Source organism: Roseovarius sp. CH_XMU1461, from assembly GCF_037027165.1.
GTDB lineage: Bacteria > Pseudomonadota > Alphaproteobacteria > Rhodobacterales > Rhodobacteraceae > Roseovarius > Roseovarius nubinhibens.
Map to the genome: position 1 here is coordinate 751995 of NZ_JAYMDV010000001.1, position 15062 is coordinate 767056.

The following is a 15062-nucleotide window of genomic DNA, read 5'->3' on the forward strand; positions in this document are numbered from 1 at the left end:
ACCGCGTCATTAACAAGTCAATCAAGGAGTAGACCTATGACACCCAAAGAACTCGTACTGGAGGCTGTTGCAGCCATCTTCATCAACTTCGATCCGACCGCAGCGGAGCAATTGCTTGCACCGGACTATATTCAACACAATCCCGCAGTGCCCACTGGCGCGGCACCGATCCTAGGGTTCATTCCCGGACTGAAGGACAGCGGAATCGAAGTGGATATCCATCGCGTTATCACCGAAGGCGATATGGTGGTTCTGCATACGACCTATAACAACGCACAGGCCTTTGGTGCAGAAACACTGGTCGGTTTTGATGTCTTTCGTGTCGAAGATGGCAAAGTGGCTGAGCACTGGGATAACCTGACCCCGATCACTGCACCAAATCCATCTGGCCACACACAGACAGACGGACCGACCGAGATCACCGACCTGGATAAGACGGCTGAGAACAAAGCACTGGTCACAGATTTCGTGGAAACCATCCTGAAAAACGGCGAGGTCGACCGGATCACTGACTTCCTGTCCACCGAGACCTACATCCAGCACAATAGCAACATCGCCGATGGATTGGATGGCTTGGGCGCGGCACTTGCCGGTATGGCCGAGCAAGGCATCCAAATGGTCTACACGGACGTGCATTATGTCGTGGCTGAAGGCAACTTCGTCCTGACTGCGTCAAAGGGCACGTTCGCTGACAAACCGACAGCGTTTTATGACCTGTTCCGGGTCAAAGACGGCAAAATCGTTGAGCATTGGGACGTAATCGCGGACATCCCGTCCGAGATGGCCCACGACAACGGTAAATTCTGATCGGTGACCGCTATGAAAACACTTCTGATCACATTGTTCATGGCTCTAGGAGGAACCGCAATGGCACAAGACAACGGCGTTATCGAGATCGTTACAATGAATCTCGCAGAGGGCGTTTCGCCCGAAGTGTTCGAACCTGTCGACAAGGCCATAGAAGACGAACATGTCAGCCAGCAACCCGGCTTCATCTCACGGCAGGCAGCCTTCTCTGACGGTAAGTGGGCGGTCGTGGTCAACTGGGAAAGCGCAGAAGCGGCACAGGCGTCCATGGACAGCTTTGCATCCGCGCCAGCCGCTGAGAAGTTCATGAGCATGATCGACGCAACCACAATGTCGATGACACGCTACGACTTGGCGCGATAATCGGTCCAAAAGACTAAAGCACCCGCGAGATATCGCGGGTGCCTTGATGTTTCCATGACGAAGCGGACATCAGGAGTTTTGCGATGAATGGCTGCAAAGTCCGCATACCTGACCTTAGACTGCCTCGCGTCCAACGGCAGCGATGCCGAGAAATTGCCTGAGAAGTCTGTGTCTTGGTTTCTTGATTGACCTCTCATGAGAAGGAGGACGCCTCTATTTTTTCGCCAATCCGCTTGCGTTGAGAATATTGGCCATAGGTGTGGCTCAGCGTTCTTGTTTCAAATATCCGTGTTTGAAATTCACGTATAGCTTAGAAAATTCGGCTAAGTGTTTGAAATTAAATGGAGGCGAGTACCGGAATCGAACCGGTGTACACGGATTTGCAATCCGCTGCGTCACCACTCCGCCAACTCGCCGTTCCGTCGTGGTGTCGGACGTTTAGGCGATTCCGGGGGCAGGCGCAATAGGCTCGCGCGGCGCGATCTGGCCGGACGTGACAGAGCTTCACCGGGCCTCACCGGACCGCACAGAGCCTCACCACAGGACACAGGGCGGCAGGGTTTCCCATCGCGCCGCCCCGGGCCTCTGGATCAGAAGCTCACCCGCGCTTCGATCTTGAACGACCGCCCCGGCTCGTTGAGCGGCACCACCGTGCCGAACTCCTGGCCATAGGTGGCGCGGCTCACATATTCGGCATCGAAGAGATTGTTGACCTCGCCGCGGATTGTCACATTCTCCATCCCGCGCGGCTGATACTCGAGGAAGGCATTGACCACCTCATACCCATCGAGCGGCTGCCCCGCCGTGCCGCTATAGGGGTCATAGCTCACCTCAGAGAACACCACCTGCGCATCGCCGCCGACCCGAAGACCGGTGCCCGCGAACTCATGCGCCACCGCCAGCGACAGGATCTGCCCGATCGGCGTGGTCAGGTAGCGGCCAAGATCGCTGTCGGCGGGCTGATCGTTGATCTCGGTGTCGATATCCGCAAAGGCCAGCCGCGCAAAGCCTGCGCCCCAGCTATAGCCGACCGAGAGCTCATAGCCGCGCGTCTCGACATCGGAATAGAGATCCGCCCCGCCGCCATAGCTCGGGGTGCGGGCATTCTCGATCTCGGTCTGAAAGAGCTTGGCCCGCAGGCTCCACGCCCCGAGCTCGGCCCCGAGCGCCACATAAATATTGTCCGCCTCCATGCTGCGCAGCCCCTCGGCCGGATAGGTCCAGCCCGGGTTGGCGATGTAATTCTCCGCCAGCGTCGGCCCCGCCCAGACATGCGAATAGCCCGCCGCCAGCGTCACCGCCTGGCTCAGGTCATATTCCCCCGAGAGATTGCCGGAGAACCCCGAACTGTCGCTGGTCGAGCCGTCGACACCCTCGAACCGATGCCAGTCATGACGCCCGCCAAAGGACACCCGCGCCCGCTCGCTCAGATCGAACCGCGCCTGCACGAAAAGGCCGATGTTGCGCGCCGCTTCGCCGGTCTCGTAATTCCACGCCGGCGTGTCGAGGCTGCGGTAGTCGATCCGCGCGCTGTCCTCGTAGAAATCGAGCCCCACATCCACCGTCCCGGACCCGAGGCTGAACTGGTTGCTGATCTCACCATTGAGACTGTCGGTCATGCCATAGGTGATCTCATTCACCAGAGCATTCGGATAGTCGATCGTCGCCAGATCGGTCACCGAATAGGCGATGCGCGCCGTCGGATTCCAGAATTCACTCGGCTGCGTCGTGCTATAGCTGAGCACGACATTCTGCCGGTCGAGATCATAGCGCCGCGTCGCGGGCACCGGACGGCCCGCGGTGATCACCGACAGGTTGCCGCGATAGGGTCGCGCGTCGTCATCATTGACCCGCTCATACGAGAGCTCGATCCGGTGGCCGCTCTCCGCCTCATAGGCGAGCTTCACCAACCCGCTGAGCAGATCGGTCCCGGAGGCAAGAATATCATTGCCGCCGCCATCTTCGCGATCGCCGCCCGTGGCATATTTGAGATAGCCCAGCGCCTCGAACCCGCCTTGGCGGCCAAAGATACTGGCGGCATTGGTGAAGATATTGCCGTTGCTCTCATAGCTGCTGCTGAGAAACCCGCCGAAATCATCGCCCTCGGTCAGCATATCGCCCACATCCCGCGTCTCATAGGCGATGGAGCCCGCCATCGCCCCCGGCCCCGCATCCGCCGGGGCCACACCGGGCGCCACCCGCACGGATTTGAGCAGCGCCGGATCAATGAGCGTCGTCGCATTGTGGTGAAAGATCTTGTTGTTCTGGCGGCCGCCATCAACGGTCACGGCAAGGTTGGTCTCTTCGACCCCGTTGACATAGACCTTCTGCGACATCGGGATCGACGATCCCACCTGCACCGTCGGCTCGCCCTTGAACAGATCCTGAAGATCGGCGGGCTGAATGCGGTTCAGATCCTCGGCCGTGACCTCGACATCCTTGCCCTCACCGGCCTCTGTCGCCCCCGCCTCGAGAACAATCGTCCCGAGCTCAAACTCACCCGCCGCCTGGCCCCAGGCCGTCCCGGCAGAAATCCCCGCAGAAAACCCAGTAGATACCCCGGCGCTCAGCGCCAGAATGGAAACCCCAAATCGCATGGTCTTACCCCTCGCAGTAAATATGATTGCGAGTGGCTAGGGTCTCTCTGTCCTGGCTGCCTTTGGCGGCCAACCATCATTCCTGACGCAAAAAGTCAAGTTCTTCAGCCCGCGTAGACCCCGACCCAGCGCTCGATCAGCGCCTGTTGGAGCTTCTTGGCCTTGCGGTTCCACACCGCCGCCCCCGGCGGGCTGTCCTGCGTCGCCCGGTCCGAGGCGGCGCGCTTGTCCTCATTGGCGGTAAAGATCGCAAAGGCGAGCCGCTTGCCATTCGGTGCCGTGGCATAGCCCGCCAGCGCGCTGACAAAGACCAGCGTGCCGGTCTTGGCGAACACCTTGACCTTGTGATTGCGGTCGACCTTGCCATCGCGGCCATAGAGGGCAATCGGCTTCATCAGCGGCGCGATGAGCGCCTCATCCTCCGCCGCCGCTAGCGCCCGCGCCAGCGATCCGGGCTCGATCATGCTCTCATCGCCGAGGCCCGAATGATCGACAAACCGCGCATCCCTGAGGCCAAGAACCTCTTGCGCCCAACTGGTCATCACCGCCGCCGAGCCGCGCAGGCTCTCGGGGCGCAACCCATTGCGCTTGGCCGTCGCCGTCATCCCGATCAGCTCGGCGGTGAGGTTGGTGGAATATTTCATCATGTCGCGCACGATCTCGCGCAATGTCTCGCTCTGATGGGTGACGAGAACCCGACCCTCGGGCGCCGCCTCCAGTGCCCCGCCGGGCTCGAGGATGATGCCATGGCTGCGCGCGAAACTGGCAAAGACCTCGCCCGCATAGCGCGCCGGATGCCGCACCGGCAGCCACCGCGCCCCGCCATTGCCCAGCGCCGGCTGCGCCACGGTCCAGGTGTCGTGATCGCCCTCGTTGCGATAGGTATAGAGCGGGCTCTGCCGCGCCACGAGCCCCATCCGCGCCACCCGCACCGCCGGACGATGGCTGCCCGACCGCGCATCCATCGACACCTCGTAATTCTGCCCGGCGCGTTTCCATTCGAAATGCACCCGGTTGAAATTGAGGTTGAGCCCCGACACCGCCGGGTTATAGCTCGCATGCACCGGCTGAATATCGTCGATCCGCTCGACATAGGGCAGGTCGCCGCCCCAGACCCGGAACTTGCCATCGACCCGATGCACCCCCGCCGCCTTGAGATCCGACGCCATCCGCGCCAGCGCATCGGTGTCGAGCAGCGGATCACCGCCCCCCGCCAGCACCAGATCGCCCTTGATGACCCCCTCGCTCACCGGGCCCGTCGCCACCAGCCGGGTCTCGAACCGATACTCCGGCCCGAGCGTGCGCAGCGCATAAAGCCCGGTCACCGATTTCGCGACACTGGCGGGCGGCAGGCCGGTCGCCGGGTTATAGCCCTCGAGGAACCCGCCCGTCGCCACATCCACCACCGCAAACCCGACGGAGCCACCAAGACCCGCCGCCTCGATCAGGCTTTCGGCCGTGGCCGGCTTGCTGCTGCCGGGCCGCGCCACCGGCCGTTTCGACCGGGCGGGCGCTTCGGCCAGCGCCGCACCGGGGATCGTGCCCGCCAACGCCGCCATCGCGGCCCCGGCGAGGAAAAACCGTCTCGTGGAAAAATCAGACATCTCTCTTGCCACCCTCGGCTGCCAATTTCGGCGCTGTTCGGGGCCACGCTCAGCCTTGCGGCGCGGCCTCTTCCCCTGAGGATTTAGGCCAATGCCCTGCCTTTCTCAACTGGGTCGACGACAGGGTCGACATCGGCACGTTGATGAAACACCACGCCGGGGCCGCATGATGGATCAGTTCGTGACTGCGTTTGCCCGGCAGCCGCGCGCTGTCATAGACCTTGGCCGCCTTGGAGCTGCGCGCCGAAGTCCGCGTGCCGGGCCGCGCCAACACGCCCACCGGCACCGTCTCCATGATCTTGCGCCAATCCTGCCAGCGGTGAAACTGATGCAGATTGTCCGCCCCCATGAGCCAGACAAACCGCACGCCGGGCCGCAGCCCGATCAGCGTCTCGAGCGTCTGCGCAGTATAACGCGTCTCGATCTGGGCCTCGAAATCGGTAATATCGACCCGCGGATGATCCATGATCCGGCGCGCCGCCGCCATCCGCCGCGCCATCGGTGCCGGCCCTTCCGCCTTGAGCGGATTGCCCGGGCTGACGAGCCACCATACCCGGTCGAGCCCGAAACGCTTGAGCGCCTCGCGGGTGATGTGGGCATGGCCCTCATGCGGTGGATCGAACGAGCCACCGAGTAACCCGATGGTCTGGCCCGGTCGGGACGGGGGCAGGCGAATGTCGATCACCGCACAATATCTCCTCAACTCCAACGCTTTGCTTAATATCTTGGAAGGGATTTGGCCACCGGATATTAACTGCTGCCTGCCATGGTCGCCTGTGATGAGTGACACTTAGGACAGGTGCGACGTGCCTCAGGACGAAGACAAGACCCGGCCCCGGCTGCAACTGCCCGGCTGCGAACCGACGGATCGCCCGCTCTCCGAACTGGTGCTCGAACATCTGCGCGACGGGGTCGCGGTGGTCGACATGCGGGGTCGTGTGGTCTGGATGAACCGGGCGCTGGAACGGATGATCGGCTATAGCAGCGCCGAAATCTGTGGCCGCCACCCCTCCGAATTTATCCTGCCCCCCGATCAACGCCCCTCGCCCGAGGACCTCGCCAATTTCCGCTACCGCCCCGATGGCGGCCTGTTCGATCGCTTCCGGGTGAGCGAACATATGCGCGCCGATGGCAGCCGCTTCTGGAACCAGCAATCCCATGCGCTGATCACGCTCGACGATTGCGACGGCAGCGACGGCGACGGTGACAGTGACGGGCAGCTGGTCATCATCGGCTGCCGCGACATCACCGATCAGGTCGACACCGAATCGGCCTTGCACCGCGCCAAGGATGAGCTGGAATATGCCGCCTTCCATGACGATCTCACCGGGCTCGCCAACCGCAAACGGCTCACCGCCTATATGCGCTCCGACCCGGTGCTGCAGTATATCCGCGACGGCCAGATCGGCGTGCTGCAGATCGACCTCGACAAGTTCAAGGAGATCAACGACACGCTCGGCCATGCGGCGGGCGACGCCACCCTGCGCCATGTCGCGGCGGGGCTGAGCCGCAACGCCGGCCCCGACGATCTCGTCTGTCGCACCGGCGGCGATGAATTCCTGCTGATCTGCGCCCGCGTCGCCACCCAGGATGCGCTGATGACCCGCGCCGAACTGGTGCTGCGCGACATCGCCGTGCCGCTCGACTGGGACGAGCAGACCATCCATGTCGGCATTTCCATCGGCGCCTCGATGGCCGGCGCCGACACCGTCTCGGGCGAGGCGCTCATCCAGCAGGCCGATCAGGCGCTTTATTCCGCCAAGAACGGCGGCCGCGGTCAGGTCGTCTTTTACACCGACTTCCTCGGCCGCCGCTACCGCGCCCAACAAAAACTCGCCCGCGAGCTCCGCGAAGCCGTCGAAGAGAACCAGTTCGAGGTCTATCTGCAACCGCAGCTGCGGCTCGAATCCGACACGATTTCCGGCTGCGAGGTGCTCATCCGCTGGAATCACCCCGAACGCGGCACGCTCCTGCCCGGCGTCTTTCTCGAAGAGGCCCGCCGCTCACAGCTGCTCGCCGATGTCGATTACATCTCGATGAACCTCGCCCTCGACGCGCTGCAGGCGCTCGATCAGGCCGGCCATCATCACCTCACCATGTCGATCAACGTCTCCTCGCCGGTGCTCGCCGATGAAAACTACCCCGGCCTACTCGACTGGGCGCTGCAATCGCGCAACCTCGCCCCCGGCCGGGTCTGCGTCGAAATCCTCGAAACCACCATCCTCGACGGGGGCGAGCTTGACGTGGTCACCGCCGTCGACCGGCTGCGCCGCCTCGGCGTGCATGTGGCGCTCGACGATTTCGGCACCGGCTATGCCGGGCTCGCCCATATGTCGGCCTTTGAAATCGACGGGATCAAGCTCGATTTCTCGATGATCCGCCGCCTCGAAAGCGATCCGCGCAACCGGGTGATCACCCGCTCGCTGATCCGGCTCTGCGGCCTTCTGGGCATGGATGTGGTCGCCGAAGGCGTCGAAACCCAGGGACAGCTCGACATCCTGCGCCGCGCCGACTGCCCCTGCATCCAGGGCTTCGGCCTCGCCCGCCCGATGCCAGTGGCCGACATGCTGAGCTGGCTTGACGCGATGCTGCCGCTGCCCTCGCCGCTCTTCTTCACCGACCAAGGCCCCCGCGCCCACCCCATCGCCCTGCCCGACATCAGCAATGGCTAGCGCAGACAGAGCCGCCGCCCCATTGCCCCCGGCCCGCCGCCCCGTTACACAGCCTGCCAAACGCAGCTATTCGTGACGGAGCCCGACCCATGGCAGCCTATCAATATGTCTATCACATGCAGGATGTGTCCAAGACCTATCCCGGCGGCAAGAAATGCTTCGAGAACATCCATCTGAGCTTTCTGCCCGGCGTCAAAATCGGCGTCGTCGGCGTCAACGGCGCCGGTAAATCCACCCTGATGAAAATCATGGCCGGGCTCGACACCGATTTCACCGGCGAAGCCTGGGCCGCCGAAGGTGCCAAGGTCGGCTACCTGCCGCAGGAGCCGCATCTCGACGACACGCTCACCGTGCGCGAAAACGTCATGCTCGGCGTCGCCGAGAAAAAGGCCAAGCTCGACCGGTTCAACGAACTGGCGATGAACTATTCCGACGAGACCGCCGATGAGATGGCGGCGCTGCAGGACGAGATCGACAGCAACAACCTCTGGGATCTCGACAGCCAGATCGACGTCGCCCTCGAGGCGCTGCGCTGCCCGCCCGACGACGCGAGCCCGGCCGATCTCTCGGGCGGCGAACGCCGCCGCGTCGCGCTGTGCAAACTGCTGCTCGAAGCGCCCGACATGCTGTTGCTCGACGAACCGACCAACCACCTCGACGCCGAAACCATCGCCTGGCTGCAACAGCACCTGATCGACTACAAGGGCACCATCCTGATCGTCACCCACGACCGCTATTTCCTCGACGACATCACCGGCTGGATCCTCGAACTCGACCGCGGCCGCGGCATCCCCTACGAGGGCAATTACTCCGCCTGGCTCGAACAAAAGGCCAAGCGCCTCGAACAAGAGGCCCGCGAGGACAAGTCGAAACAGAAAACCCTCGAACGCGAACTCGAATGGATGCGTCAGGGCCAAAAGGCCCGCCAGGCCAAGCAAAAGGCCCGGATCAACGCCTATAACGATCTCGCCAACCAGTCCGAGCGCGAAAAAATCACCCGCGCCCAGATCGTCATCCCCAACGGCCCCCGCCTCGGCTCCAAGGTGATCGAGGTCGACGGGCTGCAAAAGGCGATGGGCGACAAGCTCCTGATCGAGAACCTGACCTTCTCGCTGCCCCCCGGCGGCATCGTCGGCGTCATCGGCCCCAACGGCGCCGGCAAATCCACCCTGTTCAAGATGCTCACCGGGCAGGAAACCCCCGACGCCGGCACCATCGAATATGGCGACACCGTCGATCTGAGCTATGTCGATCAGTCGCGCGACGACCTCAAGGACAATGAAACCGTGTGGGAGGCGATCTCCGGCGGCGCCGAAATCATCGAACTGGGCGACGCGCAGGTCAATTCCCGCGCCTATTGCTCCTCCTTCAACTTCAAGGGCGGCGACCAACAGAAAAAGGTCTCGCTGCTCTCGGGCGGCGAACGCAACCGGGTCCATATGGCGCGGCTGCTGAAAGAGGGCGGCAACGTGCTGCTCCTCGACGAACCGACCAACGACCTCGACGTCGAAACCCTCCGCGCCCTCGAAGACGCGCTGGTCGATTTCGCCGGCTGCGCCGTGGTCATCTCGCACGACCGCTTCTTCCTCGACCGGATCTGTACCCATATCCTCGCCTTCGAAGGCGAGGCCCATGTCGAATGGTTCGAAGGCAACTTCGCGGATTACGAAGAGGACAAGAAGCGCCGCCTCGGCCCGGACGCGCTCGAACCGAAACGGATCAAGCACAAGAAATTCTCGCGCTGATCCCGGCCCCGCGCCCGCCGCGCGGCCCGAACCCTCACCGCCCTCGCAGCCCGCTGCGGGGGCGTTTTCTTATCCCCCCACCGGCCCCAAGACGCCAAGCCGGTCAGCGCCCGACCGCGGGTGGGCAAGTGCTCCGCTGCTTTGGGCAGTTTATCTCACCATCCCCGCGCCACGCATCTGCACCCCGGCACCTCAGCAAGAGCCCACCCGGGGGGCGGTCGGCCTCTGCCCGGCGGGCTGCGCCCTTGCTCCGGGCCACGGGGCGCGCGCGAGCCCCCCTTCACTCCACCCCCGCCCGCCGCGCCAGATGCGCGTCGAGCTGCACCTCGCCCGCGATCTTCATCTGCGCCCAGGTCGCCAAGAGCCGGTTGATCCGCGCGTGATAGCCGCGCCCCATCTGCCGGTAAAACCGCGCCACCGACCGATCGAGATAGAGCGTCACCTTCTCCTTCGGCTCGCGCACATCCACATCCGCCTCGAGCGTATGCCACGCCTCGGGGATCTCCTCGCGCAGCACCCGGTCGAGCCAACCGTCGCCCTGCAACTCGATCAGGCTGCGCATCAGCCCATCCCGCGCCAGCCGTTCCGACTTGGTCAAACGGCCCTGACGCGGCGCGGCGCGCGGCGCGCGGGCATTCGGGGACTGCGGGGCGGAACGATCGGTCATCGGGATCTCCTTCTCGGCTGCACAGCGGCGAATTCACCGCCTCCCAACCCTGCCCGACGGTCCGTTAACATTGTCCTTGCCCCCCGCACGCCGCCACCGACGCGATACCGCCGCAACACCGACGGGATGCGGCGAATCCCCGAAAACGACCTCGTTAACCTCGGTGAACGCTGACCTCACGGCATCTAAACGCCTATGGGGCATGGGAAAAATAATTCCCCTTGTTTTATTTCACCGCAGGGAACATATCGGGAATGCGACGTTACCACTATCGATACCTGCTCCTCTACACGGCTCAGTCACTCGATTCTGCACTGACGGGCCGGGCTGCCGCACGACGTGGGCAGCATAATGAAGGAGACTACGGAATGGCCAATGGCACCGTAAAATGGTTCAACACCACCAAAGGTTATGGCTTTATCGCCCCCGATGATGGCGGCAAAGACGTGTTTGTGCACATCTCTGCTGTCGAGCGCGCGGGCCTCACCGGCCTCGCCGACAACCAGAAGGTCACCTACGACCTCGAAGCCGGCCGTGACGGCCGCGAATCGGCAGGCAACATCGTTCTGGCCTAAGGCCTCAGCGACACGCTTTTAAAGGGCCGTCCCACCGGGGGCGGCCCTTTTCCTTTGCGCTCTCCTATGCCGGGGCCAGATCCGGCCCCTCACGGCGCCACCACCTCATCGATGAGCCGCTGCACATCCGGGCCAAGCCCCGCCACGATGCGCCTCACCCCCCGCGCATTGGGATGCAGCCCGTCCTCCTGAAAATACTGGCGGAGCTTGTCAGGGTCCCGCTCCGGCAACCCCTGAAAGAAGCTTTCCGCCAAGAGCGCCCCATGCTCTGCCGCCAACTCGGGATAGATCGCATCGAACGCGGCCTTGTAGTCCGCGCCATAATTGCCCGGCGCGGCCATCGCCACCAATAGAACCGGCACCTCCCGCGCCCCCGCCTCGCTCAGGATCGCGTCGAGGTTCTGACGGCTCACCGCCGGATCGATGCCGCGCAGGAAATCATTGCCCCCCAGCGCCACGATCATCGCATCCACCTCGGGACCAAGCCCCCAAGCCACCCGCGCCGCGCCCCCCGCCGTGGTGTCCCCCGACACCCCGCCATTGATCACCTGCACCTCCTGCCCCGCCGCGCGAAGCCAGGCCTCGAGCTGCGGCACAAACCCTTCTTCCTCCGGCAGGCCATAGCCCTGGGTGAGGCTATCCCCCATCGCCAGCAGGGTAATTTCCTGCGCCACAGCGCCGCGCAACGGCAAAACCGCTAAAATCGCCAGTAAGGCGACCTTGCCCATTCGGGCCAAACCCCCATATGTCAAAGGCATATTCACAAGGTGTTTTCGCATGACCTCGCCCCTTTTGTCGCTCCGCAACGCTGACTTGTCACTTCGGTCGAACGCGGGAGACGTCAACATACTTCGCGACATTTCCCTCGATGTCCATGCCGGGGAAACCATCGGCGTGACCGGGCCCTCGGGCTCTGGCAAATCTTCGCTGCTGATGCTGATGGGCGGGCTCGAACGGGCCACCGGCGGCACCGTCACCGCCCTCGGGCAGGATCTCGGCCAGCTTGGCGAGGACGCGCTGGCCCGGCTGCGGCGCGACAATATCGGCGTGGTGTTTCAATCTTTCCACCTGATCCCGACGCTCACCGCGCTCGAAAACGTGGCCACCCCGCTCGACCTCGCCAGCGCCCCCGATGCCGAGGCCCGCGCCGAGGCCGAGCTGCGCGCCGTGGGCCTTGCCCACCGGATGCACCATTACCCGGCCCAGATGTCCGGCGGCGAACAACAGCGCGTCGCCCTCGCCCGCGCCGCCGCCCCCCGGCCCCGGCTCATCCTCGCCGATGAACCCACCGGCAATCTTGACGGCAGCAATGGCGCGGCCATCGTCGATCTGCTCTTCGATCTGCACGACCGCCATGGCGCGACGCTGGTGCTCGTCACCCATGACATGGGCCTCGCCGCCCGCTGCGCCCGCGTGCTGCATCTGACCGACGGCCGCCTCGACGCGGACCGCGCCGCCGCCCCCCGCACATCCGAAGGCCTTCGCGCATGAGCCTGCGCACCGCCACGCGGCTGGCCCTGCGCGAGCTGCGCGGCGGGCTCGGGCCGTTCTGGGTCCTGCTCGCCTGCCTGATCCTTGGCGCCGCCGCCATCGCCGCCGTCGGCAGCACCCGCGCCGCCATTCAGGCAGGGCTCACCTCCGAGGGCGCCCGGCTTTTGGGCGGCGATGCCGAGGTCGAACTCACCTATCGCGCGCCCGATGCCACCGAACGCGCCTGGCTCGAGGCCCGCGCCGACCGGCTCTCGCAGGTGACCGAATTTCGCTCCATGGCGGTGACCCCCGACGGCAGCCGCGCCCTCACCCAGGTCAAGGCCGTGGATGATCTCTACCCGCTCGTGGGCCGCGTCCGCCTCAGCCCCGACATGCCCCTTTCCAACGCGCTCGACGGCGCGAACGGCCTGCCCGGCGCGGTGCTCGACCCGGCGCTCATGGCCCGGCTGGGGATCGTGGCGGGCGACAGGATCACGCTCGGCGAACAGGCCTTCCATGTGAGCGCCGCGCTCGAGTTTGAACCCGACAGCATCACCGGCGGGTTCGAGCTTGGCCCCCGCAGCCTCCTGCGCGAGGCCGATCTCGCCAGCTCCGGCCTGCTCGCCCCCGGCACGCTGTTCACCACCCGCACACGGCTCGACCTGCCGCCCGGTGCCGATCCCGGTGCGCTCTTATCCGAGCTGGGCCGCGCCTTTCCCGACCGGGGGCTGTCCTGGCGCGATGCCCGCAACGGCGCGCCCGGCGTGGCGGAATTCGTCGACCGGCTCGGGGCCTTTCTCATCCTCGTCGGGCTGAGCGGTCTCGCCGTGGGCGGCGTCGGCATCGCCACCGCCGTGCAGGCCTATCTCGCGGGCAAGGTCACCGTTATCGCCACGCTGCGCACGCTCGGCGCGTCGCGGCGGGTGATCTTTCTCACCTATTTTATCCAGATCGGCATCCTCACCGCGCTGGGCCTTGCCATCGGGGTCTCGCTCGGCGCGCTGGTGCCCTGGCTCCTCGGCCCCTATCTCGGCACGCGCCTGCCGGTCCCGGCCGAGTTCGGCCTCTATGGCGCACCGCTGGCCGAAGCCGCGATCTATGGCCTGCTCGCCGCGCTGATCTTTACCCTCTGGCCGCTGGCCCGCGCCGCCGATGTGCGCGCCGCCACGCTGTTTCGCCCTTCTGAGCGGCGCGATTGGGCGCTGCCCGGCTGGCCCTATCTCGCCACCATCGCCGGGGCCACCGCGCTTCTGGTGCTGCTCGCGGCGCTTTTCTCCGGCAATTGGCGGCTGACCGTCTGGACCGCAGGCGGCATCGCCGGGGCGCTCTTGCTGCTCACCCTCGCAGGCCTCGCCATCGAACGGCTCGCCGCCCGCGCCCGGCCGCTGGCCCGCCGCCGTCCGGCGCTTCTCTGGGCGCTCGGCGCCATCGGCGGGCCGGGCCGCTCGGCGCTGCCGGTGGTGCTCTCCCTCGGTCTCGGGCTAAGCGTGCTTGCCGCTGTCGGCCAGATCGACGGCAACCTGCGCAGCGCCATCCGGCAGGACCTCCCCGATAAGGCCCCCGCCTTCTTCTTCGTCGACATCCAGAAGGACCAGATGCAAGCCTTCCGCCAAAGGCTCGACAGCGATCCCGCCGTCGACCGCATCGACAGCGCGCCGATGCTGCGCGGCATCATCACCCGGATCAACGGCCAACCGGCGCGCGAGGTGGCGGGCGATCACTGGGTGCTCAACGGCGACCGCGGCATCTCCTATGCAGACGCCCTGCCCGACCGCACCCGCCTCACCCAAGGCACCTGGTGGTCCGAGGCGTACAGCGGCACGCCCCAGCTCAGCTTTGCCGCCGAAGAGGCCGCTGAAATGGGGCTCGCGCTCGGCGACGAGATCACCGTCAACATCCTTGGCCGCGACATCACCGCCACGCTCACCTCCCTGCGCGAGGTCGATTTCTCCACCGCCGGCATGGGCTTTATCATGATGATGAACCCCGCCGCGCTCGAGGCCGCACCGCATAGTTTCATCGCCACGGTCTACGCCACCCCAGAGGCCGAGCCCGCGATCCTGCGCGACATCTCCGAGGCCATGCCCAATGTGACGGCGATCCGCGTCCGCGACGCCATCGACCGGGTGTCGGGGCTGCTGGCAGGGCTTGCCGCCGCCACCGCCTGGGGCGCGGCGGCAACGCTCGTCACCGGGTTTCTGGTGCTCATCGGGGCCGCCGCCGCGGATCAGCGCAACCGCATCTTCGAGGCCGCCGTGCTGCGCACCCTCGGCGCCGGACGCGCCCGCATCCTCGCCAGCCACGCCCTCCGCGCCGCGCTCCTTGGCGCCGCCGCCGGGGCGGTGGCGATCCTTGCGGGCATTCTCGGCGGCTGGGCGGTGAGCCATTTCGTCATGCACACCGGCTTTGCGGTGATCTGGCCCTCGGCGCTGATCATCGTTGTGGCGGGCGTCGGCGTGACGCTGCTGGCCGGGCTCGGCTTTGCTTGGGCCCCGCTCAAGGCCCGCCCCGCCCGCGTGCTCCGCGCGCAAGAGTGACCGCTCGTGCTCCGCGCGCAAGAGT

General features: G+C 65.1%; 12 protein-coding genes and 1 tRNA gene. 7 read left to right on the plus strand and 6 right to left on the minus strand.

Annotated features, from left to right (window positions below; translation table 11 throughout):
• Window positions 1-36 precede the first annotated feature (36 nt).
• Window positions 37-807 (plus strand): nuclear transport factor 2 family protein, encoded by a 771-nt coding sequence (locus WA237_RS03590; RefSeq protein ID WP_336096711.1) that lies wholly within the window; start codon window positions 37-39, stop codon window positions 805-807.
• 60 nt (window positions 808-867) lie between these two features.
• Window positions 868-1170: an antibiotic biosynthesis monooxygenase family protein gene (locus WA237_RS03595; protein WP_336096712.1), complete on the plus strand. Its 303-nt coding sequence runs from the start codon at window positions 868-870 to the stop codon at window positions 1168-1170.
• A gap of 342 nt (window positions 1171-1512) precedes the next feature.
• Here WA237_RS03595 and WA237_RS03600 read toward each other — a convergent pair.
• The 4 genes from WA237_RS03600 to WA237_RS03615 all read right to left on the minus strand — a co-directional run bounded on the left by WA237_RS03600 (window position 1513) and on the right by WA237_RS03615 (window position 6056).
• Window positions 1513-1586, minus strand: a tRNA-Cys gene (locus WA237_RS03600).
• A gap of 174 nt (window positions 1587-1760) precedes the next feature.
• Window positions 1761-3767: a TonB-dependent receptor domain-containing protein gene (locus tag WA237_RS03605; protein WP_336096713.1), complete on the minus strand. Its 2007-nt coding sequence runs from the start codon at window positions 3765-3767 to the stop codon at window positions 1761-1763.
• Between the two features lie 104 nt (window positions 3768-3871).
• Window positions 3872-5371 (minus strand): D-alanyl-D-alanine carboxypeptidase/D-alanyl-D-alanine endopeptidase, encoded by a 1500-nt coding sequence (gene dacB, locus WA237_RS03610; protein WP_336096714.1) that lies wholly within the window; start codon window positions 5369-5371, stop codon window positions 3872-3874.
• A gap of 49 nt (window positions 5372-5420) precedes the next feature.
• On the minus strand, window positions 5421-6056 hold the full coding sequence (locus WA237_RS03615; RefSeq protein ID WP_286905944.1) for a nicotinate-nucleotide adenylyltransferase: 636 nt from the start codon (window positions 6054-6056) through the stop codon (window positions 5421-5423).
• 121 nt (window positions 6057-6177) lie between these two features.
• Between WA237_RS03615 and WA237_RS03620 the strand changes: the two genes are divergently transcribed.
• Together WA237_RS03620 and ettA are read left to right on the plus strand one after the other, a co-directional pair.
• Window positions 6178-8043 (plus strand): putative bifunctional diguanylate cyclase/phosphodiesterase, encoded by a 1866-nt coding sequence (locus WA237_RS03620; RefSeq protein ID WP_336096715.1) that lies wholly within the window; start codon window positions 6178-6180, stop codon window positions 8041-8043.
• An 89-nt stretch (window positions 8044-8132) separates the two neighbouring features.
• Window positions 8133-9788 (plus strand): energy-dependent translational throttle protein EttA, encoded by a 1656-nt coding sequence (gene ettA, locus WA237_RS03625; RefSeq protein ID WP_009813162.1) that lies wholly within the window; start codon window positions 8133-8135, stop codon window positions 9786-9788.
• A gap of 280 nt (window positions 9789-10068) precedes the next feature.
• On the opposite strand, the gene WA237_RS03630 is transcribed toward ettA, so the two are convergent.
• Complete coding sequence (locus WA237_RS03630; RefSeq protein ID WP_216015250.1) at window positions 10069-10455, minus strand: BrnA antitoxin family protein; 387 nt, start codon at window positions 10453-10455, stop codon at window positions 10069-10071.
• 368 nt (window positions 10456-10823) lie between these two features.
• On the opposite strand from WA237_RS03630, the gene WA237_RS03635 reads away from it, so the two are divergent.
• Window positions 10824-11030, plus strand: coding sequence for a cold-shock protein (locus tag WA237_RS03635; protein ID WP_009813164.1), 207 nt, complete (start codon window positions 10824-10826; stop codon window positions 11028-11030).
• A gap of 89 nt (window positions 11031-11119) precedes the next feature.
• Here the strand turns inward: WA237_RS03635 and WA237_RS03640 are convergent, their stop codons facing one another.
• Complete coding sequence (locus WA237_RS03640) at window positions 11120-11758, minus strand: arylesterase (protein WP_336096716.1); 639 nt, start codon at window positions 11756-11758, stop codon at window positions 11120-11122.
• Between the two features lie 49 nt (window positions 11759-11807).
• Between WA237_RS03640 and WA237_RS03645 the strand changes: the two genes are divergently transcribed.
• Both WA237_RS03645 and WA237_RS03650 read left to right on the plus strand, forming a co-directional pair.
• Complete coding sequence (locus tag WA237_RS03645) at window positions 11808-12521, plus strand: ABC transporter ATP-binding protein (protein ID WP_336096717.1); 714 nt, start codon at window positions 11808-11810, stop codon at window positions 12519-12521.
• A complete protein-coding gene (locus WA237_RS03650; protein WP_336096718.1) occupies window positions 12518-15037 on the plus strand; it encodes an ABC transporter permease in 2520 nt (839 codons plus the stop codon). The genes WA237_RS03645 and WA237_RS03650 overlap by 4 nt, the downstream gene beginning before the upstream one ends.
• The last annotated feature ends 25 nt before the right edge of the window (window positions 15038-15062 follow it).